A 25153-nucleotide genomic window follows, 5' to 3' on the forward strand; every position below is an offset into this window, starting at 1 on the left:
ATTCATTTTTTTTGTCATAATCAAGTATTGCATATAATTGTACCGTACTCATGATAATGATTTAGGATTGCTATATGCAGCTCAAACATCTGAATCAGCCTTCACAAGAACTCTCTACCTCTTGCGAGCATAACATCAAAGAGACCCAGCCACCAAAGCCCAATTATTTCGCTCACATAGCCCGTTCCTTGGGCAACCTCAGTATTCACGACAAAATCTGCCGTGGGTACGCACTGGCTCTTTGTGTTGCGATTGGGGGAACGAGTGTCGGGATGTTGGTGGGCACTCATTACTATCGCAGAATTAACAATCAAGTACACCTCGATCGAGAAACTCAGCTTTTACATAAGTTGCAGGTGGCTTTAGTGCGGACGCAAAACAGCCAAGAGTGGCTGATTTACGGCATCGACAAGCCCCAAATATTTGACAGCAAATACAAACAGCTACAAAATAATATTTACCGCTTAAAAGAGTTACTATCTGAAGTCAAGAAACCTAAATACCTGAAACAAATAAAAGGAATAGGTAAATTTAGAAATACTTGCAATTCGCTACTGTCTAATTATATTTATCAACTAGAAATAGTTAATAAAAAAATTAGTCAGTTGCCCAATAACCCCGCTCAACAAAGCGTAAAACGTAAGTTGCTGTCGAATTTCGCTCGAAATAAAATAGGGTTGCAACTAAATACGGCTGTCAATGATATAGCAGCAATTATCGATCGCGCCCAACAGCAAGAAGATGCAGGACGGGAGGATCTGCTGCGAGCCCAGGCGCTGCGGGTGCAAATAATTTTGGGTAGCATGGCACTGTCGATCGTCGTTGCAGCAGTGCTGGCGGGCTTCACCAGTCGGGCGATCGCCAAACCCCTAGCCGCTGTAACTAAAATCGCTCAGCGAGTGACTGAAGAATCTAATTTTCAGTTGCAAGTACCAGTTACCAGCACCGATGAAGTGGGAGTATTAGCAGCTTCGCTGAATCAACTGATTCAGAAAGTAAATCAGTTGCTAGAAGAATTGAAATCTGAACAACAAAGCCAGATACTGCAAAATGAGAAAATGGCAACTTTGGGGCGGATGTTAGCCGGTGTTGCTCACGAAGTTAACAACCCAATCAATTTTATCTATGCCAATATCGACCCGGCCAGAAATTATGTTGAAGATATTTTAGATTTGCTCAAAACTTACGAAACAGAAATTTCCAACCCCCCGGTCGCAGTGGTCGCGAAAGGCGAAGAAATAGACATCGATTTTCTCAAAGAAGATTTGATCAAAATATTTGACTCAATGCAAGTAGGTGCTGAAAGAGCAAAAGCTATTATCTTAAGTTTGAAAGATTTTTCTCGCCTCGATGAGGCAGCCCCTCATCCCGTCGACTTGCACGCCTGCATAGACAGCAGTTTGCTGATTCTCAACAGCCGCATCAAACAGGGCATTGAAGTGGTATGCAATTACGGGAATATTCCGCCTGTTGAAGGCTATATGGGTTTGCTTTACCAAGTATTTGTGAATCTTCTGAACAATGCACTAGATGCTGTGGAAGAGAAAGCAAAAATTGAGAAAACCAGCTCTGAGGAGGGGAAAAAACAATCGGCTTCGGACTCAAGCCAACAAGAAGCACCGAGTTTTTCCCCGATAATTGTGATTGCTACAGAATACTTGGACGACGACTCAGTGGTAGTGCGAATTTCAGATAACGGTATGGGAATAGCGCCAGAGAGTCAAGAAAAAATGTTTGAAACATTCTTTACTACTAAACCGAGAGGTATAGGCACTGGTTTGGGATTGGCAATTGGTCGCGAAATTATCGTCAAGAAACACGGCGGGACGATTAACTTTTGGTCTGAGGTGGGAACGGGGACGGAATTTGCGATCGCCCTGCCGATTAAGCAGGAGGATTTAAGGCAAAATACGCTCTTACAACCTCCAATTGCTCGGGAATCAAATTCCATAGGCAACGAGAAAGTGCCAACCAAGGCTGAAAAAATAGGAACTGTAAAAACTTAAAAATTATCCGTTTTTATCCATGTTTGAAAAAAGAATGCAACTGCAAGCAAGCTCTCCACTCTGATGTCAGAATTCATTCCACCTCTAAAATCTCAAATCTCAAATCTCAAATGGTATGAGATTGCTTCTTGAATGGCTGTCGCTACGCCAATAGATGAGTTATAAGACCCACATCAAAACTATTTTCGGTAATCTTGAAAAACAGGATTTGCTATAATTTAAAGTTGAGCAATCACTGTACGGAGCGAAAATTATGGGACTATTTGACCAAATTTTGAGCGCGATCGACAATCCCAACCAACAAGCAAATCCCAATCAGTTGGGCAACATTCTCGGTGCGGTAGAACAGTTGAGCAGCAACCAGGGCGTCAATACGGGCACGACTCAGCTAGCAATGTCGGTTTTGGGCGGATACGTGCGATCGGCATTGCAAGACGTGCGATCGCAGTCAGGAGACGCACAAGCTCAACAACTTGTCAACCAATTTAGCGGCACAAATCCCAATCCGCAAGCGGTACAGAGTTTGTTCGGAGTCGGCCAACTGACGCAGATAGTGAACGATATCGCCCACAGAACTGGTTTGAATAACGCCACAGTGCAGGCGATGATACCTGTTTTGGTGCCGCTGGTGCTGAATTTGCTAAAAACCGGCAGCAACGCCCAAAACCCAGCCCAAGGCAGCAATCCCGTTTTGAATACATTTTTAGATTCAGATGGAGACGGCGACGTAGATATTACTGACGCCATGTCGATGGCAGGCCGCTTTTTGAATCAGCGCAGTTAATTTGGTAAATTTTTAACCGCAGATATCAGCGGATGAACACAGATGAACGCAGATAGGATTTTATCTGCGTTCATCTGCGTTTATCTGCCTTCATCTGCGGTTAAAAATTTCCTACTTTAACCCAAACCTAAATCAGTCACCGCACCAACACTGCTAGAAGAAACCAACTTAGCATATTTAGCCAAAACGCCCTTAGTATAGCGAGGTTTAGGAGGCTGCCAAAGAGCCCGCCGCTGCTCCAATTCTGCATCAGAAACATTGAGCTGCAACAAGCGATTGTTAGCATCAATCGTAATTGAATCGCCCTCTTTTACCAAAGCAATTGTCCCGCCAACTTGCGCCTCCGGTGCAACGTGACCAACAACCATGCCGTAAGTTCCGCCAGAGAAGCGACCGTCAGTAATTAACCCTACAGAATCTCCCAAACCAGCGCCAATAATTGCCGAAGTTGGTGCTAACATTTCGCGCATTCCCGGTCCGCCTTTGGGCCCTTCGTAGCGGATGATAATCACATCTCCGGCTTGAATTTTGCCCGCTAAAATTGCATCCAAACAATTTTCTTCAGATTCAAATACCCGCGCCGGGCCGGTAATTTGCGGTTTTTTAACGCCCGTAATTTTAGCAACGGCTCCTTCTGTTGCCAGATTTCCCCTGAGAATTGCTAAATGTCCTTGGGCGTAAAGTGGGTTGTTCCAAGGGCGGATGACATCTTGGTCGGTGCGGGGTTCGGCTGGAATATCTGCTAACACTTCAGCAACAGTTTGGCCGGTAATTGTCAGGGCGTCTCCGTGGAGCAAACCCTTTTCTAGCAGCATTTTCATTACTTGAGGAATGCCGCCGGCTTTGTGCAAATCGGTTGCTACGTATTTGCCGCTGGGTTTGAGGTCGCACAGCACTGGTACTTTTGCTCGAATAGTTTCAAAATCGTCGAGGGACAACTCAACGCCGATCGCATTGGAAATGGCTAATAAATGCAGCACAGCATTGGTTGAACCGCCGACTGCCATGATTACCGCGATCGCATTTTCAAAGGCCTTGCGCGTCAAAATTTGGCTCGGTAACAACTGTTTCCGGACAGCTTCCACCACAACTTTTGCAGATTCGGCAGCGCTGTCAGCTTTTTCGGCATCCTCAGCAGCCATTGTGGAAGAATAAGGCAAACTCATGCCCATCGCTTCAAAAGCGCTAGACATCGTATTTGCTGTGAACATTCCGCCACAGGAACCCGCACCCGGACAAGCTTGTTGTTCCACTGCATTGAGTTCTGTTTCGTCAATTTTGCCCGCGCTGAATTGACCAACTGCTTCAAAAGCGCTGACAACGGTTAAATCGCGTCCGTTGTGGTGTCCTGGTTTGATCGTGCCACCGTAAACAAAAATAGCAGGAATGTTCATGCGGGCGATCGCAATCATCGCCCCTGGCATATTTTTATCGCAACCGCCGACAGCCAGCACCCCGTCCATACTTTGGCCGTTGCAAACAGTTTCGATGGAATCAGCAATCACATCTCTCGACACCAGAGAATATTTCATCCCTTCAGTTCCCATCGAGATTCCGTCGCTGATAGTAATCGTACCGAACATCTGCGGCATCGCCCCGGCTTCCTTTGCACTCGCAATAGCCCGCAAAGCGAGGTCGTTCAATCCCATATTGCAGGGCGTAATCGTGCTGTACCCGTTGGCAATCCCCACAATCGGCTTAGTGAAATCGCCGTCACCAAAACCGACTGCCCGCAGCATTGCTCGGTTGGGCGCGCGCTGCACGCCTCCAGTCACAGCTTGGCTTCTCAAATTTTCAGGCATTTTAAAATTTCCTTTGTCTGTTGACAGTTGACAGTTGACAGTTGACAGTTGACAGTTGTTCAGTTGTCAACTGCCAGCTCGCCCAAAAACGAATACAAGTTTCCGATAATCGTCGTGGTGAGCCCATAATTTTAGACCAAAGTTCCGGCTCCCAGAGGAATCTGTGGAGCAAATCTAAAATCTAAAATCTAAAATCGACTGACTCAGTGCCGAGCGCCGAGAGTTTTACCCTATTGTTGATTTTCTCAGAAGCTTTGATATTTGTCAGACCTTTTAGGAGGCAGTGGCACACCAGTGTCCGGAAAGCAGTGCAAAGATTCTACAGATAGTACAGCGTGCAGAGTGAATACCGTATTTATCTGGGATGATGTGGTAACACCCATCACTCTAACGTTTAAAAAAAATTGCGAGGCGAATGACATGGAGGCCGATCGAATTCTGAGGCAATATGCGGCCGGAGAAAGAAATTTTCGAGAGATTAACCTCGTCGGGGCCGACTTAAAAGGGGTAAACCTCAGCGAGGCTAACTTTACCAGAGCGAATTTCCAAGACGCAAACCTCAAAGGCGCTAACCTGACGGGAGCGAACTTGCGCGAGGTGAAATTGGCAGGGGTGGACTTGACGGAAGCTAACCTGAGCGAAGCAAACCTCATCGGTACTGATTTGAGCCGCGCCAATCTCAGCGGGGCTAACCTGATGGGAGCCAACCTGCGCGGCTCAATGGCGAGAGAAGTCAATATGACCAAGGCTAATTTGACCGAAGCTAATTTGACCGAAGCCAACTTTACCGAAGCGAATTTGTTTGCGGCCAACTTAACCGACGCTAGCATGATTCGCATTAATTTGATGAAGGCAAATTTGAGTTGGTCAACTCTCAAAGCGGTAAACCTGACAAATGCCATCCTCAGCGAGTCGCTTTTAGAAAGAGCTAACCTGAATCAGGCAATTCTCAGCGGGGCGATGGTGAGCGGGGCCAACTTGGCTGGTGCAGACTTGCGCCAAGTAACGATGGTTGGAGCTAATCTCACGGACGCTAATCTGAGCAATGCTAATTTGAGAGTTGCTAATGTGAGTTGGTCAACGCTGGCAAGAGCTAATTTGAGCGGTGCTAATTTGTACCGGGCAAAGCTGTGCTGGTCTAATTTCAGCGGGGCTGTTTTGGTGGAAGCGGTTTTGATTGATGCTAATCTCAATCGAACTAACTTCCGCGATGCAGATTTGAGGCGGGCAATTATGCCGGACGGCACAACTAATGATTCTTAAAATTTGATTGTGGATTGTTGACTGTTGACTGTTAACTGTTGACTACTGACTACTGACTAATGACTAATGACTAATGAGTATCAGTGAATTATTGATGTTGGGTGCGGCGGGAATTTTTGCCGGAATTCTAGCTGGATTTTTGGGTATCGGTGGCGGTACGGTTCTCGTGCCTTTGTTGGTGGCTCTCAATTACGCCCCCGTGCAAGCGGTTGCTACTAGCGGTTTGTCGATCGTCATTACAGCTCTTTCTGGCAGCATCCAAAATTGGCGCATGGGCTACCTCAGCTTGAGCCAAGTCGCAGGCATCGGATTTCCCGCCGTCATCACAGCACAAATCGGTGCTTATTTGGCGGGTATATTTCCGCCTTACTTGCTGTTACTTACTTTTGGGTTGTTGCTGTGGCTCAATATTTATTTGATTGAAGTTCGCAAGCACCTGACAGCTCAGAAGAAAAGGGAAGCAGAACAAGGGGAAATAGGAGGAGCAGCGGGACAAGGAAAAAATGCTCAATTAGCAATTGCCAATCACCAATTGCCAAATAATTCTAATATTTTATTCAATCCAACTTTTGCTAAAATGGCCACCGGCAGTGCGGCGGGTTTATTAGCGGGTTTGTTTGGTGTAGGCGGCGGCGTAATTATGGTTCCCCTGCAAATTTTGCTATTAGGAGAAAGCATTAAAACCGCAATTCAAACCAGCTTGGGCGTCATAGTCATCACGGCAATTTCGGCGACGGCGGGACACGCGGCGCGCGGGAATGTTTTGTGGGTTGTGGGGTTAATTCTTGGCGGCGGCGGTTTGTTGGGCGCGCAGGTGAGCACGCGGTTTTTGCCGAGACTGCCCGATCGTATTGTTAGTTTAGCTTTTCGATCGCTCTTGGCAGTTTTATCGATTTATGTTTTCTGGCAAGCTTGGCAAAAATTTAGTAACGGGTAATGGGTAATTGGTAAGGTGCGCGGCCCGGCGCACCCTACGAAAGAATGCGGGAAGATGCCCGCGCTGCACCCTACGAAAAACGAATAAGTAAGACTAATTTGCTGATAGTTTCTTCACGGCGCGAGTCAGACGCTGCAAATAAGGCTTGACAATTTCTTGATTTTGTCTCTGCAACTCGGACACTTGCTGCTGCAAATGCTGAATCTCGGTTTGCAGCATCCCTGCATCTATTGTGGGTCGATCGAGCAAGTCCTGCAATTGCTTGAGAGAACCTTGGATGGTATCGAAGTCTACTTCGTTCGATCGCTCCTGTAACTGAGCCGTAATAGTTTTAACTTCAGTTAACTTTTCGCCCATCAATAAAAATCGGACGTTGACATTTTCCCAATCATGCTCTCTCAGGGCGCTAGTTTCCAAAATGCGGAGTTTTTGCTGCAAATCGGAGAGGATCGTGTAGAGTTCCTGAGAATCTGCAGGCAGCGCCTGGGCTTGGCGTTCGAGGGAGGCTACGGCAGCTTGTACCTCGGCGATGACGCCGGATTCCAAGCCCTGGAGTTTCTGCTGCAAGTCGGAGACGGCGGTGTAGAGTTCCGCAGGTTCTCCAGGTAGTATCTGAACTTGCTGCGATCGACGTTCTACTGCAGCCTGTACGTCCGTAATCGCAGAATTTGCCTTTTGTTGCATTTGTTGCTCGAAACGCTGGCGATTGGCGAGATTCAGCGAGAGTGCTGCGGTTAAGGGGGCGGCAGCGTAGACAATTTGGCCCGACAATCCTGCAGCAATCGTGCCAATAGCTGAACCAGCAACAGAGGCGTATTCTACCAATTCTAGCCAGTCCGGCTGGTTCGGGGCACTTCTCAAAACTGGGAATGATGCTTTTTCAATCTTCTGCATAGCCTTTTAGTCGTAGTCGGATAGATGGCGATACGGACATGATAAAAGCGATCGGCAAATAAATCAGGGCTATTTGTCAAAATTTCCTGATTGTGGTATTTTTATTGACCGAAAGCATCCAGGATACAAGCCCCCAGATTCATTCCTTCGCAGACTCAGGACCCAGAAATAAAAAACCTGTATCCGATGAAACTTGCCCCCGAATTTATCCGTGGGGTCAATGCTTCAATTTAAAATCTAAAATCTAAAATCTAAAATCTAAAATCGATTGACCTCCTGCCGAATACGTTCTGCCTTCAAAAGGGTCAATCTCAGGTAAAATTCAGGATTAAGTCGATCGCTCAACAGTTAACCAATAAGCGTTCACCGCCGTCTGTCAGGAGTATACAGAAAATGGGTCTTAAGATTATTGAAAGCTACGATAGCAGTTTTGTCCTCGAACCAGATGCTAAAACTGCACTGTTCGGTTTATTAACCGGTGAAAGCTTTGTCAAACAAGTAGCGCTACAATTGCACTGCTCGCGCATTGAGTTTGCCGAGTTACTGTTTCAGCCAGTCCCTTACAGCAGCGAGACGCCGAAGGGAATGCCTGCGGAATTTGAAAAGTATCATCAATCGAGCGATTTTGCGATCGTCAACGTCCCGCCTAATTTCATGTTCCAAGCCAAAATATTTAAACCCAGCCGCCTCTGTGCAATTTATCGAGTTTTCAATAGTTAGGTAAAGGCGGGTTAATCTGTGGTTTAATCTAAAATCTAAAATCTAAAATCTAAAATCGGATGACAGAAGACATTCAATCTCTAGCCAGCTTAGACTTCATTCCATACATAGACTCTGAGGGAAAATTGCCCGATTTTGTTCAGGGAAAAATCGGCGTTTACGCGATTTTTGACAGCGAGAAAGTCCTGCAATTTGTCGGCTATTCTCGCGACATTTACCTCAGCCTCAAACAGCATTTGGTGCGCCAAACCCAATATTGCTACTGGCTGAAAGTCCAAACTATTGACAAGCCCAGCCGCACTATCCTAGAAAGCATCCGATCAAGTTGGATTGCCGAAAACGGTTCCCAACCCCAGGGTAACGGTGCCGATGCTGGCAAGTGGAACGATCCCATCGACACCAAAACTGTAATGACTGCCCAAGAAACGGCAAATTATGAAGGTATCTTCGCCGATGAAATTGCCAAAGATAAATTGTTGAAAAATGTCGCGCGGCGCGTGGAAAATGAAATTTTCGTGCTGCTGAAAGCTCGCGGCGTAACAGAAGAAATCCGGTTTAATCCCAAGCTAAAAACTAGCGGATTGCTGGATTTAAAGTAAATACGCTCTCTGGTCACTTCCCCACAATCAGCCCCTGTTTGTAATGAGGACTTCTATCAAATCCGATACCATCGGCATTAATATTACCCACAGCTTTCGAGACGGCACCGTGCCCATGGGTCTCAACTTAAGCCTTTAGTCCGCCAGTCCTCCCGCTCACCCGGCACTCCGCCAGGGATTGAATTCCACGGGGCTTATAGCAAAAGTCCTCTAAAAGAAAACTAATAAATTATTCAGTCCTCTTTTAGAGGACTTTCGCTTTGAGGCAGGGGTTTCAACCCCTGACGGACTGACGAAATATCGGTTTTACCTTAAGTTGACACCAATAGCCCTTGCCGTTTCCATAATCCCCACGCCGGAAACGGTAATGCCGTTTCCCTACAGATGCTCGTGTACAATCTATGTGATATATTCTCTCGGTCTGTTAAATTTTAAAAGGTTGAAATTTATTAAAATTTAACAGATATCGGAATCTGCACAATTAACTTGGTTCCTCGGCCCGGAGCAGAAATACAACTGATTTGACCTCCATGTTTTTCCACTACAATATCGTGACTGATTGCCAACCCTAATCCAATACCGCGGCCTACAGGCTTCGTAGTAAAAAATGGGTCAAATATCTGGTGGCGCACTTCCTCACTCATCCCACAACCGTTATCAGAAATGTGAATAACAACGGATTTATAGTTGTGAGTGGCTAATTTTGAATCTTGATTCTGCAGGGCCGATTCTGACTCACAACTTACTGAAGTGCTGATGGTAATTTTTCGGGGAGATGGTTGAGTTTCCAGGGCATCAATAGCATTACTTAGCAGGTTCATGAACACCTGATTTAACTCACTGGCGTAACAGGTGACTCTTGGCAGTTGGCTGTAGTGTTTAATGACCTCTATCTCACCAGCTTTGTTTGCTCCCTTCAACCGGTGCTGCAAAATAACTAAAGTATTGTCAATGCTTTCATGAATATCCACTGGCTTGTACTTTTGTTCGCCAAGCCGGGAGAATTTCCGCAAAGACATCACAATTTCGCTAATCCGAGAAGCACCTTCTGTCATCGAATTCAGAAGTTTTGGATAATCCTCTGCGATGAATTCGGGTTGAATTTCGTCCAATTCGCCGATAATTTCTGCCACCGGGTGCGGGTAGTAATGTCGGTACAATTCGAGGAGGCGAAGTAAATCTCGTGCATAGTCCGCCGCTAGAGCAATGTTACCGTAGATAAAGCTGACGGGATTGTTGATTTCGTGAGCAATTCCTGCTGCTAGCTGACCTAAAGAAGCCATTTTTTCCTTCTGTATTAACTGAGCTTGAGTTTTCTTGAGTTCAGTTACGGTTTGTTCGAGTTGCTGGGCGTAGGATTGTGTTTGCTGGAACAACTGGCGCTGCACGAGTTGATTTGAGACGCGGGCGAGAACTTCTTGTTCGTGAAATGGTTTTGTGATATAATCTATACCACCAACTTCAAAGGCTTTGACTTTATCTAACACTTCATTCAAAGCACTGATAAAAATAACCGGAATGTCCTTGGTTGTGGGAGAAGCTTTCAATGCTTGGCAGACTTTGTAGCCGTCCATACCGGGCATCATGATGTCGAGCAAAATTAAGTCAGGAGGAGTTAACTCGATCGACCGCAGCGCTAGTTTCCCGTCGGGTGCGGTGCGTGTTTTGTACCCTTGCTGCGAGAGTATTTGAGCTAAAAGTTGCAAATTAGTCGGAATATCATCAACAATTAAAATATTCCCTTTTAAGAGGGGAGTTGCTTCGTAATTCATATCTAGTTCGGTAAAATAACCTTTATAGGCTTGTAGTGAGTACGATCGTCCTAGCGGGTTTTATGAGGACGGTCGTACTCACTACGAACCGGGTATAATATCATTTCTCTTTCGTTTCGGGATGGATGAGAGCTAGTATTTGATTGAACTGAAACTGGTTAGCAAATCCGGCTAGAGCACTAGCTAAAGCGTCATTGCGATCGCGAATTTGCTCAATTTGGATCAGAATTAACTCTAAATCGCACTCAATTGTGGCTTTCTCTAAAGCTGCCAGCCAATCTGCGGGTAAAGCTGCAAGAGTCTCTGGAGTCGGAGCCTCGATTTGAGTTGACTCGGGAACACTCTCCGGTTCACCGTAAATGTAACGCACTCCCAGATGTTTGTGGAGGGTGGCAAAAATTTCTGTATCTCGAAAGGGTTTGTGGATAAAGTCATCGCAATCATCTGATACAGTAACGCTTTGCGCTTCTTCAGCGTTACCGGCACTCACGGCAATAATTGCCGTAACTTGACCTTTAACGGTGGCTTTAATGCGTTTGGTTGCTTCATGTCCATCCATCACGGGCATCCACATATCCATAAAAATTAAGTGTGGCTCAAAACTCGACCACATTTCAATAGCTTCCATGCCGTTGCTGGCTTCTTCGAGTTCAAAGTTAAAGCCCGCGAGGAGTTTGATCAGCAGTTGGCGGTTGTCCGATTGATCGTCCACAATCAAAATACGATAGCGTGGCTGGTTGCGTTCCAGCGCTATCACCCGACGCGGTGGCTGTACGGGTTGAGTCGCCGGGGCATCAACGGCGCTGACGGGGATATCAAACGCGAAGGTGGTGCCGCGTCCTACTTCACTCCGTACAGTAATCACGCCGCCCATCAGCTTGACAAACTGTTGGCTGATAGCCAGCCCCAAGCCTGTTCCTTGCTGAGATTGGGTTCCTGTTTTGGTTTGCACAAAGGCTTGGAAAAGCTTATCTAACTCATCAGCAGCTATGCCGGAACCCGTGTCTTCTATTTCAAAATGTAATTGGTAATTACTGATGGGTAAGTGCTGATTTCCACTGTCGATAAATGCACTTACTCTTAACCTAATTACTCCGTGTTTGGTAAATTTAATGGCGTTAGAAAGCAGGTTAATTAAAACTTGGCGCAATTTCATTTGATCTGTTTGCACGTATTCGGGAGTTTCGCTAGAGCAGTAAAAAATTAACTGCAATTGTTGCTCCCTTGCCTGGAGTTGAAACATCTCTTCCAGATCGTTCAACAGGCTGCTTAATGGAAATTCGGTGGGGTTGAGTGTAATGCGTCCTGCCTCTATTTTGGCTAAATCTAATATTTGATTGATCAGAGCTAGCAAGTGTTCTCCGCTGCGGTTGATAATGCGGATATTTTCCTGTTGTTCGCGAGTGAGGTTGGTAGAGCGCTGCATCAATTGGGAGAATCCCAGAATTGCGTTGAGCGGGGTGCGGAGTTCGTGGCTCATATTTGCTAGGAAAGTGCTTTTGGCAAGGTTGGCAGCTTCTGCGGCCCAGGCGGCTTGTTGAAGCTGTACTGCTTGCTGTTGAGTGGCTTCGAGCAATTGAGCTTGTTGTAAGGCGACTCCTAGTTGAGTGCTAATTTGCAGCCCAATATTGATTTCTGCTTCGCGCCAAGTGCGGGGTGCAGAATTTTGATAGCTGGCGAGCAAACCCCAAAGTTGACTGCCGCAAAATATGGGGAAAATAACGTAGGCTCTAGCTTGAAATTTTTTTAAAAGTTCTAGGTAACAAGGACTCAACCCAGCGCTGTATATGTCTTCAATTATGCGGTAAGAAAGGCCTCTAGCATACATACCACCTTGATTTCTGTGTAGATAGGTATCCAGCACGGGTTCACCGGAGGCTTGCATAGTTTTCACGGTACAGCTAGAGTCTTCGACGAGATTTTTTGGCACATTACAATTGTCGGGTTGTCGCATCAGAGATATCCAGCCCGGAGCCATTGATTCGGCAACAAATTCCCCGCTCCAATCAGGATTAAAGCGATAGATACCGACACGATCGCATTTTAGGGTTTGTCGCAGTTCAGAGGTTGTGGTTTTGAATATTGTGTCAATATCTAAGGATTGACGGATGCGCTCGATCGATCGGGCGATGGCTTGTTCTCCCTGGGCGCTTTCTCGCAAAGCTGACTCGGCTTGTTTGCGATCGCTAATATCCAAAACAGTGCCGAACAAACGGATCAACTGCCCTTTTTCATCATAAACCGGTTTCCCTCGAACTTCTATGTAACTGAGCGAGCCATCTCTTCGGATCAGCCGCAGATCAATTTCAAAGCTTTGCCCGGACATAGCTCGAGCGCGCACCATTGTCAGATAGCGCGCTCGATCTTCTGGATGAAAACGCTCGATTAATTGTTCGGTTGGCAGCGGTTTTTGAGTAGGGTCGAGCTCATAAATGCGATATAGTTCTTCACTCCAAGTGGTTGTTGCTGTGGCGATATCGTATTCCCAACTGCCAATATGGGCAATTTTTTGGGCTTCCAGCAGTCGAGATTCGGCAAACTGGCGATCGCTAATGTCGCGCGCTACCCAAACCGCAGAGCTATCCGACAGCGGCGAAATTTTAGCAGCAAACCAAACTTCTTGGTTATTAATCTGCAGACTGTAATCCAAACTAATAGTTTGTTGGGTTTCCAATGCCTGTCGAACTTGAGCAAAATAAATCTCCTCGCTTTCCTCCTCAAAAAATTGTTCGATGATGGAGTCGATCTGATTCGTGTGATAGTTGTATTGAAAAATTCCCTTAGTAGGTATAATTTGGATGGTTTCTTCTTGAACATCAAAAATAAATACAATATCTGTAATTGACGCAAATATTTTCACAAATTGCTCTGTAGAAGAGTAAAGTTTTTGCTCAAGCAATTGGCGATCTGTAATTTCATATTGTAATAGTTCGTTAGCACGAGCTAAGGCGCCGCTACGTTCGGCCACTTCGGCAGCTAAAGTGTGATTGTAGTCAGTTAATATTTTTTCAGATTGTTTGCGCTGTGCGATGTTATAAAAAGCATTGATGGCATAAATAATGTTTCCGCCTTCGTCAAAAATTGGTGTGGCGCGCACCTCAAAAGGAATAAATTTCCCATCTCGATAAAGTTCTACATCTTCAAGGAATACCGTTTCACCGCGCAGTGCTCGGAATGCGGGCAGTTCTTCAGTGGGATAAAGCTGGTTTTGGCGGTAGATTTGATAAACTTCTACTGATTCTTCTAAAGTCGCATCGGGAATAGTTTCTACGCCGAGCCAATGCTTGGCAGTTTGGTTGAAGTACATGACTTTACCGGAGGCATCGTGGATAGATACTCCTGCTGGTATGGTTTCGAGAAAGTGCTTTAGTTGGCTCTCTCTTTGCGCTAAAGCTTCATTTAAAGATTTTTGGTCTGCAAAAGCCTGTTGCAGTTGCGCTGCCATAAAATTGAAGGAATTGGCGAGAGATCCGACTTCATCCAAGCGTGTAATTTCTAAAGGTTGATCCCATTTTCCTTTGGCAACATTTTTGGCGGCGGTATTCAAGCGCATAATTGGCTTTGTCACCCAACGGCAAGTCAACAATCCGATCGCGATCGCCAGCGGTAGTGTACCAGCCAATAACCACAATGTGTTGCGCGTATTTGCTTGAATCGGAGCCATGAAATCAGACTCTGGCACCACCACCACAATCAACCAATCCAAACCACGGAAATCTTGATAGGGGGTGACGCGGACAAACTGCCTATCGCCCTTGCTCGCCAGGGTCAATTTCTGAGTAGTTTGCAGCGTGCGGAAGTTGCCAAATCGGTTGGCGAGTTGTCGAGCAATATCTCGCGTTCGGGCATCCTTGCTGTTGGTGGCTAGCAATGGCGTCGGTTGCTTTTTTGCTGGCGTCACCAAGGGTGTTTCTAGTGTAGATGTGGCAATCAGATTGCCCGATCGATCCATAATAAAAGTTTGTCCTGAAGCCGAGAATTGCAGCCTACCCAGAGAGGTATTGATTGCCGACAGTCCATTATTATCGGTGAGGCGATCGCTAATTCGTCCTCCTACTTGTTCGATTAGCTGATGCGCTACATCCTCGACTGATTCCTGACCACTTTTGAAAGAAAGATAGCCCACTAGCCCAACTACACTTACCGTTTGCAAAACAAACGGAACAATTAGAACCGTTCGCAGCGGCAGCTTGCTGAAAAATTTGGCGGTTAGGCGGTTGAAGGGATAAATGGGCATGGGTGTAAACCAATTGCGCTGATAATCGTATTTTAACTGCTATAGCGTGCCTTTCCCGGCAATTGGCGCGCCCTACAGGCTCTGAAATTTTCCTCCGGCTTCAATATAGCCAACTACCAGCGAATATTGGGCCTTGCTGTCAAAATTTGCTTCTGTCAGTTCTGTTTCTAGCTGTTTGGCATTTGCTTGATTTTTACTGACAATAACTGTCATAAATTTTATATTTTTTTTCTGTGTCTGGGCAATTATATCCTTAATTAAAAGCTGTATAAATGGCTTATGAGTGGGCAGATAACAGCTAGAGTTTTCAATCTTATACCAATTATTAAAAGTCAAAGCGAACCGTAGGGACACGGCAATGCCGTGTCCTAACTCCCCGCACCGGACACGGCATTGCCGTGTCGCTACAGATGCTTGCTTTTCAGAATTGGTATAAGATCGTGTCGGGTCGAGGGAGCTCAGTAAAAAATGTTTGTAGTGAGGACTAAAGTCCTCTGATTATTGAGGACTTTAGTCCTCACTACAAACATTTTTTATTAAGGGTAATTGACCGGATATGATATCAAAGTTTGCAGTAATGCCCGATCGCCCTAATGCAACTTTGTTAACTTGGCTAAAACCGTGGCGAAGAAAGCGGGTTCGATTGGCTTTGTTAAATGTTCGTTGTAACCAGTGGCGATCGCCTGATGGCGGTCTTCTTCGCTAGCATAAGCTGTCAGCGCCACGGCCGGCAAGCGCTTGATTTTGTCTGATTCGGACGATCGCACTTTGCTGATCAGCGAGTAGCCGTCCTCAACGGGCATACCGATATCACTAACTAAAATATCCGGCGGCGACTGCTGTAAAATGTCGATCGCCTCCGCAGCCGAAGCAACCGCCGTCGCAGTCGCCCCGCACTGTTCGAGGGCAACCATCAAAAACTCGCGGTTTTCGGGTTCGTCGTCAACTACCAACACCTTTAAACCAGCCAAAATACCCGGAGGCATTGCATGGGATTTCCTTTCTCCTCTCAACTGGGACTGCTTACTCCGAGGCTGTTTGAGTGGCAGTGTCACCGTAAATGTCGCACCCTGGTCTTTACCGGGACTTTCCGCAGTCACAGTGCCCCCGTGGAGTTGCACCAAGTGCTCGACGATCGCCAATCCCAGTCCCAAACCGCCCTCAGCCTTAGTTTTCGAGGCGTCTGCTTGTCGGAAGCGATCGAACACGTAGGGCAGAAAATCAGCAGGAATGCCCTTTCCGGTATCGCTGACAGTAATTTGCACGTAATTGGGTGATGAGGAATCGCTAACAGCCACCGCAGACAAGCGCAGTTCGACATTTCCCCCCGAAGGCGTAAACTTCACGGCGTTAATCAGCAAATTCCACACTACCTGCTGCAACCTCTGGGCGTCGCCCCACATCAAGCCGACTGCGGGGTCAAGTTCTAACGAAACGGTGACAGACTTGGCCTCGGCTGCCAAACGAACTGAATTATGAGCCGCCTCGATCGTCTTTACCATATAGAACCAGCCGGGTTTCAGAGCCAGCTTGCCTTGAATAATCCGGGAAACGTCGAGCAAATCTTCCACTAGCTGGATCTGCACCTTCGACTGACGCTCGATGGCTTCCAAACCGCAAGCTAATTTATCTTGGTTGTAGGGGTGGGCGCGCAGGATCTGTGCCCACCCCTGAATCACATTTATAGGCGTTCGCAATTCGTGGGAAAGAGAGTCTAGAAACTCGTCTTTCCGGCGGCTGATAGCTTCTGCTTCCGCCCGCGCGGCCTGTTCGCGATCGAGCAACTGAGCGCGTTGGGCCTCGACTTGCTTGCGATCGCTGATGTCGGCGACGATCGACATACAGTTGATATTGCCGTTGCTGTCGCGGACTGGAGTTGCCCACAAACTGATGTCGATCGAGCTGCCGTCTTTCCTTTGGCGGTGGGTTTCCATGCCGGCGATCGCGTTTCCTTGGCGAATTTTTTTCAAATTAGCCGTGAATTCCTCCCGCTTGTCTGCGGGAACGCAGGGCACAAATTGACCAACCGCTTCTGATTCATGCCAGCCAAAAATCCTCTCGGCGGCTGGGTTCCACATTTTCACAGTCCCGTCGTCGCAGTCCAAAACGGTAATTGCTAGGGGACAAGCCTGAATCAAGGCTTCTAAAGTTTGATGGATGTGCGATCGCGCGGCTTCTGCTTGTTTGCGATCGCTGATATCGACGTTCACCCCGATCATCCGCAAAGGCAAACCCCCATCGTCCTGAAACACCTTAGCCCTGCAAGCAATCCAGCCCACGCTTTTGTCCGGGCGGCAGATGCGGAACTCTATGTTTAATTCCTCCCCGGAGGTCGCGGCAGCCTTTACCTGCTTTTGAGTAACAACGCGATCGTCTGGATGCACCCTTTCCACCCAACTTTGATAGCTGTCGATACCGCCGGCCGGCAGCCCGTACAAAGCCTCTAACTCCGGCGTACAGGCGATATCGCCGGTTTGGACGTTCCATTCAAAAGTTCCGATTTTGCCTGCTTGCTGAGCGATTTGCAGCCGTTCTTGATTCTTTTTGAGTTCTGCTTCCACCCGCGAGATCTCGGTCAAGTCGATGAAGAATGCGACGATCGTCTCTGGTTCGCGACCGTCCGGGGACAGAGTGGTTCCGCCCATCAGAATCGGCACGCGGCTGCCATCTTTGCGGATGTACTCTTTCTTGAAAGGAGTTGCGACTCCCTTAGCCCGCAGTTCTTGGACCGCTAAGGCGTCGAGGTGCAGGTATTCGGGGGGGGTCATCCTGTCCCACCGCATTTGACCCGAGAGCAACTCTGAGCGGGTGTAGCCGACCAGGTTGAGCAGGGATTGGTTGGCGTAGGCGATGCGGCCGCTAAAATCGCCGATCGCGACTCCAAAAATATTTGACTCGAACAGCCGCCGGAATATGGCTTCGCTTTGCTGCATTACCCGTTTTGCTTCTTTGCGATCGGTGATTTCGGCAACCACGGTGCTGACTCCCAGCAGTGTTCCTGATTCATCGCTTACTGGGTAAAAGCTGATTTGCCAATCCCGCAAAACTCCCGGCTGTTGCTTGGTTTCGGCCTTAATTTCCAAGTCTAGCACGGGGGTTTGCGTCGCCAGCACTTGACGGTAAATCCGCTCTACCATATCGGCCATTTCGGGAATTACTTCTCTAACGGTGCGCCCGAGGTGCTCTGCGATCGATCGGCCGTTGATCGCAGCGAGGCATTCGTTCAGGCGGATGTAGCGCAAATTGGTATCGATAAAGCACAGCCCGACTGGTGTAGTCTGGTACACTAAGTCGAGTTCTGCTAGTTGGCGGCGAATGCGTATTTCGTTTTCTCGAAGTTGATTTTGGGCTTGTTTGCGATCGGTGATATCGAGTACGAAGAATGCTCCTTTGTCTTTGCATCCTTGGAAGTTTCCGCCGCCGACTAAAACTGGGAACCGCGTGCCGTCTTTGCGGAGATATTCTTTTTCAAAAGGCGCGCAACTTCCTTCTGCTTCGACTTGCGCGAGGGCGATGCGATCGAGTTCTACATATTCCGGCGCCGTAAGTTCGAGCCAGCGGATCTTTCCCGAAGCTAAGTCTTCCCTCGTATATCCGATCATTTCCAGCAAGGCGTCGTTAGCGTCCGTAACTTCGCCGCTGACATCCCAGAAACCGATGCCGATTATGTTAGATTCTACCACGCTGCGGAAGCGCATTTCGCTTTCCCGCAAAGCTAATTCGGTTTGTTTTTCTGCGGTAATATCTGTGATAATTAGGCCGACTCCGATTATTTCTGCCCTTTCATTTTTTACTGGGTAGTAGTTGGCGAGCCAGTAGCCGAAATATCCCGGTTTCCCATCAGGTTCGCCGCTCATTTCTAAGTTTAAAACAGGCTGACCCGTTGCTAAAACTTGCTGAATTATCGGCGCAAATTTGGCTGCATGTTCTGGCAACAATTGCCGGAAGTCTTGGCCGAGATGCTGTTCTATAGGCAAACCGTTGAGTTCTGCTAAAACTTGATTGATACGAATGAAGCGCATTTCGCTATCCAGAAAGCAAATCGCTAGGGGAGATGCTTCTAATAGCGAGTCAATTAAGGCGAAGGATTCCGATGTTTGAGATAGTGCTTCCTGCGCTTCTGTGTAAAGTCTGGCGTTGTCTAGGGCGATCGCCACGCGGTATGCTAAATCTTCTAGCATTGCCATGTCTTCTGCACTGTAGCGGCGGCCAAACTTTGAGGTAAAGCAAGTGATGGAACCCATTACCCGCCCGCGGGCTTTCAGGGGTACGCAAGCGTGAGATCCGATATTGAGCGATCGCAATATTTCCAATTCTGCTGCATTTTCGGCTCCGGCTGCTAAAATTTCCTCATCCACTTCGGCAATTAGTTCGGATGTTCCGGTGCGGATTACCAGGGGATAGCCGTTAACAGCATTGTCGGCGCTCAAACTGCGGATTCTGAAGTTATTTATAGTATCAATCGTGGAGGGTTCTGCGTGAGCCACAGCGACCAGACGCACTTTTGAGTCGGTTTCGGTCAAATGAATGCAGCACCCGTCGGCGATCGAATTTATTGCTAATTCTGTTACCTTTTGCAGCACCGTTTCCCCGTCAAACGCATCAGCCACCATTTTGCTGACTTCTGCTAAAAATGCCGAGCGCTGCTGTTCTATTTCCGCTTTTTCCCTCGCTGTTTGCTCGATTGTTAACTGCAATCTTTGAGTTTCCGCAAGTTTTATTTCTGTAATATCGCGGGCGACAATTAAGGCAGATTTTGGTACGCCATTTTTGTCCAATTCGGGAACTACGCGGGATTGATAACTTCGGATGCCGTTAGTTGAGAAAGCCTGAAATTCGACAATTTCTTCTCGACCCGTTTCTAACACTTTGTGCAGGGTTTCATCCCACATTTGGCAAAGTTCCGGCGGCATTCCTATTTCTTGACTGGTTTTACCCAAAAAGAATGAAAGCGGTTTTCCTTGGCTTCTTTCCACTGCTTTATTGACATACATATAACGCAGTTCTTTGTCCGTGCGGATAATGATGTCTGGCGTATTTTCTAGCAGCGTTCTCAGTTGCTGTTCGCTGCTTGCTAAAGCTGCTTGCGCTTGTTGTCTTTCTGTGACATCTCTCACCGTACCCACGTATCCGATGAGTTCGCCGGAGTCGGAGAACATCGGCGAGGAACAAACGTTAATCCAGCGCACAATCCCCTGTGGTGTTTGCAGGCGATACTCGATCGCATATTCCCCACCTTTCCGAGTATAATCCAGCCATCGGGTCAATACGCGATCGCTGTCTTCCGGGTGAATGCAATTCTCCCAACCGTCTCCTAAAAGTTCTGTCAAACTTAAGCCGCAAATAGCCTGACAGCGTGGGTTTGCATAGGTGTAGCGCCCCTCAAAATCGGCTATAAAAATGCCGACTGGCGAACACGAACTTAAACAGCGAAATCGTTCTTCTTGAGCTTGCAGCGCTTCTGTAGCTACTGTTAGTTCTGCTGTGCGTTGTTTGACGCGACTTTCTAGGTTAGTGTAGGATAAAGCCAGCGCTATTTGTGCTTCTTGGCGGTCAGTAATATCAATGCCAGTGCCTATCACATATTCCACCAAACCCTCGCCATCTAGGGTCACAGTATTTGACCAAGAAATTAAGCGCTTCTCGCCATTTTTAGTGCGCCAATAGTTTTGATATTCGCTGTGAAAATTTTCGACCTTGAGCTTGGTAAAAACTGTTTTAACTGGCTCTATTTCTTCGGAAACTAAGAATAAATCCCAAACATATTTATTAATTACTTCTGCTGTCGAGTAGCCTGTAGTTTTTTCGCAAGCTTGGTTAAACTGGACAATCCGTCCTTGGCTGTCGAGAACTACAATCAAGCAAGCCGTCGTGTCAACTATTTTTGAAATAATATTACGTTCTATTTCTAGTTCTTGTTCTGCGGACTTTAAGCCAGCATACCAAGCGATAACCATTGCAGCGGCCAGAAGTAAGATTGCAGGAGCTGCTTGGAAGGAAAACAGTAACAGAGTTGTCAGCAGTAAAGCCGTGCCGGCACTAAATGTAGCAATTTTGTAAGATGTAATGGGTGAGGCCAAGACCTGAAACCGACTCATTTTTGTAGACCTGTAGCGATGGCGCGATCGCACTATTGCTGATGTCGATGAAACAACCTTGTTAAAACTCAGTTAAAACTAAGTATTTATTTTTTCTATACAAAACCACATTTGTCGGCTCTGTGCCATCTTCCCAGAGACAGATTGGCAGCAGGATTGGTGCTGAATCAACTGCTATCATAGATCCAGGGACAAATTAGATTATCTAATTTCTGGGAGCAATTTAAAGTGAATCACAAGCTGGCAAAAATTATCGGGTTATTTTTCGCAGCCGCCACCCTCTTTGGATTCGTCGGTTACGCGCTGCAAAATCCCAACTTCGCCAGCAACTCAGCGATATCGATCAACTTCCCCAATCTTACCATCGCCGCCGCCGGGGCGATCGACAACAAACGATCCCAAATCTATCTCAATGGAACTTGGCAATTTGTCCCCGCCGTTGGCAACCCCCAAAACCCCCCCGTCTCTCCAAGTTGGGGTTCCATCTCGGTGCCTGGAGACTGGCAAAAAGAAAACAACGAATCCGTACCCGGAATCATCACTCGCGGCAACGGCAAAGATTGGGAAAACTTCAACAGTAAACAACTATCAAAAGCTTGGTATCAGAGAAATATAGACCTTCCCGGCGACTGGACAAACAGCCGAATTTTTCTCGACTTAGCCAGAGTCAGCACCGATGCAGTCATCTTTGTCAACGGCATTAACTGCGGCCAAATCCCCTGGCCCTACGGCACTATTGAAATTACCAAAGCAGCAAAACCAGGTCAAAACACCATATCTATTTTAGTGGTGGCAGTATCCGATGAAAAGGAAAAAGCCGTCATCATGGGCCCCACAGAAATCTACACAGAAAAATCAAAGTTGCAATCGCGGGGAATAATCGGCGAAGTAAGGCTTCTGAGCCTTCCTCCAGGCCCGCTAATTAGGGACGTATTCGTCCAAACTTCCACCCGAAAAAAGCAAGTTAAATTAGATGTTGAACTCAAAGACGTTACCCAAAACGGTAAAGTAGAAATAATCGCGCAAATGCTCGACGAAAAAGGCAAATTACAACAAAAATTCACCGCCACTGCCAACGTTAAAGCTAAACCAATTCAAACCGTCCAAGTTCATTGGAATTGGCCAAATCCCCGTCTTTGGGATATCGGGCAACCAAACCTTTACACCCTGCAATTAGAAGTAAAAGGCAGCGGCATTGACACACAATACAACCAACCTTTTGGCTTCCGCGAATTTTGGATAGAAGGGCGCAAATTTTTCTTAAACGGAACTGAATTTCGACTGCGACCAATCTTGCACTCCGATACTTGGCAAGGCGGCACAGTAGAAGTTGCAGATAGCCTAATTGATGGTTACGTCAAAGCCGGGTTTAACATAACAGAAATGTGGCCTTGGAATCACGACGAACGGGGTAGATGGCACTTCCGAGAGTTGTTTTCCGAAAGAGCAGACCTCAAAGGTTTTCCCATTATGGCTCCCGCTTTAGACATTAGTCCTATCGCTTGGAATGGCAAGTGGAAGAACCCCCTGTGGAAAAACCGCTGGAAAGACCGAATGGTGACTGAAATGCGCCGCTACCGCAATCATCCATCAGTATTAATGTGGGCGACAAGTCCTAATTTTTTCGGCAACGCTGACGACCTAAATCCCCGTCGCATCGGCAAAAGCAAAGTAGAAGGAACTCTCAGTCCCCCGGAAAACCAGCGTTTGCGGGTCAACACTCCCCTAGGAAATGACGCTTTAGCTACTATTAAATCGGCAGACCCAACCAGACCTGTGATGGTACACCAAGGCGCCCACTTCGGCGATGTTTATGCGCTGAATTCTTATTTAAATATGATTCCCTTGCAAGAACGGGAAGAGTGGATTTCTGAGTGGAGCAAAACCGGGGAAAGGCCCTACATGGCAGTCGAGTTTGGGACTCCTCTGCACGCAACAATGATGCGGAATCGCAAAGGTTTTGGTCAGGTGATTCTCAGCGAACCTTGGATGACTGAGTTTGCGGCCATTTATTTTGGCAAGCAGGCTTACGAGTTGGAAACTGCCGCTTATAAAGCTAAAATTCGCGAGCAATTTGTCAAGGGTCAGGAGTATCAAAACTGGCATTTAAAAAAAGAGTTAGATTTTGCCCCAGCTTTTCAAAAGTTGCAGCACTTATTCAGTACAAATACTTGGAGGAGTTGGCGGACTTTTGGAATGTCTGGGGGGATGATTCCTTGGAATGACGGACATGGTTGGGAAGTTTCCGAAACAGGCAGAAAAAAGGTGGATATTGGGGCATTTCAACCGGGTCGGCGGGGAGTTTATTTGAAGCAAGTCTCGAATAATCTTTTGAATTATTTGCAGCCCGAAGCTTACACTGTTCATCCTGGGGGCGAGGCAATTATGAATAATAATAGCTCGACTTTGGCTTGGATTGCTGGTGCTAGCCCGGTTTTTACTGCCAAAGATCACAATTTGTTTGTGGGCGGAAAAGTAGCAAAGCAAGTAGTGTTAATTAACGATAGGCGGACGCCGCAAGAATTTACGTTTAATTGGCGAGTTTTGGTGAAGGGTAAAGAAGTAAAAAAAGGCGAGGGAAAAGGGATGATTGAGGCGGCAGGGACGCTGTTTTTCCCAATAGATGTAAATTTGCCAAGTACCATTTCTAGCAAGGCTGACGGCGAAATTCGATTGACCGCACGGGTGGGCGATCGATCGCATTCTGATACATTTGCTTTCCGCGTTTTTCCCAAACAATCCAACATCAAAGATTCGGTGACAATTTTCGATCCAGCCGGCAAAACATCGGCAATGTTAAAACAATTAGGTTATCAGCTTGTACCGTGGGATGGTTCGCAAGTTTCAGCGCTATTAATTATCGGTAGGGAAGCATTTTATAGCGGCGAAAATTTGCCGGGAAGTGTAGAAAGTTTTGTCCGAAACGGCGGCAAAGTAATTGTGTTTCCTCAGCGCAGGGAATGGCTGGAAAATACGGGTTTCCGGGTTGCTGCCCACGTCAGCCGCCGCGCTTATCCAGTTGACAGCAAACATCCGGCAATTAACGGTTTAGACAGTGAAGATTTGCGGGATTGGGTGGGGGAAAGCACGCTGCTTGAAGCTTATCCAGATACAATCCAAACTGGCCCTAATTTGAGTCCAGCAAATAAACCTTGGTACGGCTGGCGTTGGGGAAATCGCGGCGGTGTCAGTAGCGCTTCTATTGAGAAGCCGCACCGCAGCGGTTGGCGCCCAATTTTGGAATCTGAGTTTGATTTAGCTTATTCGCCGCTGATGGAATTGGATTACGGAAAAGGGCGGCTGATTTTAAACGAGTTGGATTTGGAAGACCATTATTCTGTAGATGCTGGGGCGGCGCAGTTAGTGCAACAAGTTGTGAGTTACGGGATCAATTCTCCGGTACTTGGAAAGCCGGATAAAGTTGTTTTAATTGGGGGAGATGGAGATGCCCAAAAGTTGGACAGTTTGGGGGTAATTTATCAGCGCGCTAGTTCGCTTTCTAATGATGTTGGTTTGGTCATTGTGGGGAGAGAAGCGAATCTGAAAGATGCCGATTTGCGCGGTTATTTGAATGCTGGCGGGAAGGCGTTTTTCTTGCCGCGTCAAGTGCCTGCTGCGGGTTTGGGCGTGGGTTTGCAGCAAGCGCAGGATTTTGGGGGTTCGCTGGCGGTTCCGAGTTGGGATGAGGTGAAGGGGGTTAGCGCCTCAGATTTGCGATCGCGCTCTTTTTATGATACTTGGTTGATTAAGTCTGGGGGTGAAATCGGCGCTGACGGTTTGTTAAGTCGGGTAAAAGTGGGCAAGGGTGTGGCGATTTTTTCTCAGATTGAACCGGACAGTTTGAATGCTGATACTAAGACTTATTTCCGTTTTACTCGCTGGCGGCAAACCCGGGCAAATGCTCAGATTTTGGCTAATTTAGGGGCGAGTTTTAAGGCGGATGGAGATATTTTTAACGGTGCGAGTCGGGAGTTTTATCACTGGGATTACAAGGCGGATTTTGAGAATGGGGACGATCCTTATCGGTATTATCGATGGTAG

The 25153-nt window shown here is 47.1% G+C and carries 13 protein-coding genes; 7 read left to right on the forward strand and 6 right to left on the reverse strand.

Annotation, left to right across the window (positions count from 1 at the left end; genetic code table 11):
- Window positions 1–74 precede the first annotated feature (74 nt).
- Both QUA42_RS16175 and QUA42_RS16180 read left to right on the forward strand, forming a co-directional pair.
- Window positions 75–2006 carry an ATP-binding protein gene (locus QUA42_RS16175; RefSeq protein ID WP_333138165.1) on the forward strand — a complete coding sequence of 644 codons (1932 nt, stop codon included), beginning with the start codon at window positions 75–77 and terminating at the stop codon, window positions 2004–2006.
- Between the two features lie 253 nt (window positions 2007–2259).
- Window positions 2260–2790: a hypothetical protein gene (locus tag QUA42_RS16180; RefSeq protein ID WP_333138167.1), complete on the forward strand. Its 531-nt coding sequence runs from the start codon at window positions 2260–2262 to the stop codon at window positions 2788–2790.
- Between the two features lie 116 nt (window positions 2791–2906).
- Here the strand turns inward: QUA42_RS16180 and ilvD are convergent, their stop codons facing one another.
- On the reverse strand, window positions 2907–4592 hold the full coding sequence (gene ilvD, locus QUA42_RS16185; RefSeq protein ID WP_333138169.1) for a dihydroxy-acid dehydratase: 1686 nt from the start codon (window positions 4590–4592) through the stop codon (window positions 2907–2909).
- A gap of 420 nt (window positions 4593–5012) precedes the next feature.
- On the opposite strand from ilvD, the gene QUA42_RS16190 reads away from it, so the two are divergent.
- Together QUA42_RS16190 and QUA42_RS16195 are read left to right on the forward strand one after the other, a co-directional pair.
- Complete coding sequence (locus QUA42_RS16190; RefSeq protein WP_333035969.1) at window positions 5013–5855, forward strand: pentapeptide repeat-containing protein; 843 nt, start codon at window positions 5013–5015, stop codon at window positions 5853–5855.
- Between the two features lie 73 nt (window positions 5856–5928).
- A complete protein-coding gene (locus QUA42_RS16195; RefSeq protein ID WP_333138171.1) occupies window positions 5929–6792 on the forward strand; it encodes a sulfite exporter TauE/SafE family protein in 864 nt (287 codons plus the stop codon).
- A gap of 93 nt (window positions 6793–6885) precedes the next feature.
- On the opposite strand, the gene QUA42_RS16200 is transcribed toward QUA42_RS16195, so the two are convergent.
- Window positions 6886–7686 (reverse strand): hypothetical protein, encoded by an 801-nt coding sequence (locus QUA42_RS16200; RefSeq protein WP_333138173.1) that lies wholly within the window; start codon window positions 7684–7686, stop codon window positions 6886–6888.
- Between the two features lie 393 nt (window positions 7687–8079).
- Between QUA42_RS16200 and QUA42_RS16205 the strand changes: the two genes are divergently transcribed.
- Together QUA42_RS16205 and QUA42_RS16210 are read left to right on the forward strand one after the other, a co-directional pair.
- Window positions 8080–8406 carry a hypothetical protein gene (locus QUA42_RS16205; protein WP_333138175.1) on the forward strand — a complete coding sequence of 109 codons (327 nt, stop codon included), beginning with the start codon at window positions 8080–8082 and terminating at the stop codon, window positions 8404–8406.
- Window positions 8407–8465: 59 nt separating this feature from the next.
- Window positions 8466–9005, forward strand: a complete 540-nt coding sequence (locus tag QUA42_RS16210; protein WP_333138177.1) for a GIY-YIG nuclease family protein — start codon at window positions 8466–8468, stop codon at window positions 9003–9005.
- Between the two features lie 449 nt (window positions 9006–9454).
- Here the strand turns inward: QUA42_RS16210 and QUA42_RS16215 are convergent, their stop codons facing one another.
- From QUA42_RS16215 to QUA42_RS16230, 4 genes are all read right to left on the reverse strand, one after another.
- The gene (locus QUA42_RS16215) at window positions 9455–10777 is read right to left on the reverse strand and encodes a response regulator (protein ID WP_333138178.1); all 1323 of its coding nucleotides are present in this window, start codon (window positions 10775–10777) and stop codon (window positions 9455–9457) included.
- 100 nt (window positions 10778–10877) lie between these two features.
- Window positions 10878–15014, reverse strand: a complete 4137-nt coding sequence (locus QUA42_RS16220) for an ATP-binding protein (RefSeq protein ID WP_333138180.1) — start codon at window positions 15012–15014, stop codon at window positions 10878–10880.
- A gap of 72 nt (window positions 15015–15086) precedes the next feature.
- Window positions 15087–15227, reverse strand: coding sequence for a hypothetical protein (locus tag QUA42_RS16225; RefSeq protein WP_333138182.1), 141 nt, complete (start codon window positions 15225–15227; stop codon window positions 15087–15089).
- 377 nt (window positions 15228–15604) lie between these two features.
- Window positions 15605–21112, reverse strand: a complete 5508-nt coding sequence (locus QUA42_RS16230) for a PAS domain S-box protein (RefSeq protein WP_333138184.1) — start codon at window positions 21110–21112, stop codon at window positions 15605–15607.
- 228 nt (window positions 21113–21340) lie between these two features.
- On the opposite strand from QUA42_RS16230, the gene QUA42_RS16235 reads away from it, so the two are divergent.
- Complete coding sequence (locus QUA42_RS16235) at window positions 21341–25153, forward strand: glycoside hydrolase family 2 TIM barrel-domain containing protein (RefSeq protein ID WP_333138186.1); 3813 nt, start codon at window positions 21341–21343, stop codon at window positions 25151–25153.

This window comes from Microcoleus sp. Pol11C2 (assembly GCF_036701505.1).
Lineage (GTDB): Bacteria > Cyanobacteriota > Cyanobacteriia > Cyanobacteriales > Microcoleaceae > Microcoleus.

What these genes read in the sequence shown, in the direction of transcription:
- QUA42_RS16175 (WP_333138165.1), top strand. Translation starts at nt 75, where the DNA reads ATGCAGCTCAAACATCTGAATCAGCCTTCACAAGAACTCTCTACCTCT.
- QUA42_RS16180 (WP_333138167.1), top strand. Translation starts at nt 2,260, where the DNA reads ATGGGACTATTTGACCAAATTTTGAGCGCGATCGACAATCCCAACCAA.
- ilvD (WP_333138169.1), bottom strand. Translation starts at nt 4,592, where the DNA reads ATGCCTGAAAATTTGAGAAGCCAAGCTGTGACTGGAGGCGTGCAGCGC.
- QUA42_RS16190 (WP_333035969.1), top strand. Translation starts at nt 5,013, where the DNA reads ATGGAGGCCGATCGAATTCTGAGGCAATATGCGGCCGGAGAAAGAAAT.
- QUA42_RS16195 (WP_333138171.1), top strand. Translation starts at nt 5,929, where the DNA reads ATGAGTATCAGTGAATTATTGATGTTGGGTGCGGCGGGAATTTTTGCC.
- QUA42_RS16200 (WP_333138173.1), bottom strand. Translation starts at nt 7,686, where the DNA reads ATGCAGAAGATTGAAAAAGCATCATTCCCAGTTTTGAGAAGTGCCCCG.
- QUA42_RS16205 (WP_333138175.1), top strand. Translation starts at nt 8,080, where the DNA reads ATGGGTCTTAAGATTATTGAAAGCTACGATAGCAGTTTTGTCCTCGAA.
- QUA42_RS16210 (WP_333138177.1), top strand. Translation starts at nt 8,466, where the DNA reads ATGACAGAAGACATTCAATCTCTAGCCAGCTTAGACTTCATTCCATAC.
- QUA42_RS16215 (WP_333138178.1), bottom strand. Translation starts at nt 10,777, where the DNA reads ATGAATTACGAAGCAACTCCCCTCTTAAAAGGGAATATTTTAATTGTT.
- QUA42_RS16220 (WP_333138180.1), bottom strand. Translation starts at nt 15,014, where the DNA reads ATGCCCATTTATCCCTTCAACCGCCTAACCGCCAAATTTTTCAGCAAG.
- QUA42_RS16225 (WP_333138182.1), bottom strand. Translation starts at nt 15,227, where the DNA reads ATGACAGTTATTGTCAGTAAAAATCAAGCAAATGCCAAACAGCTAGAA.
- QUA42_RS16230 (WP_333138184.1), bottom strand. Translation starts at nt 21,112, where the DNA reads ATGAGTCGGTTTCAGGTCTTGGCCTCACCCATTACATCTTACAAAATT.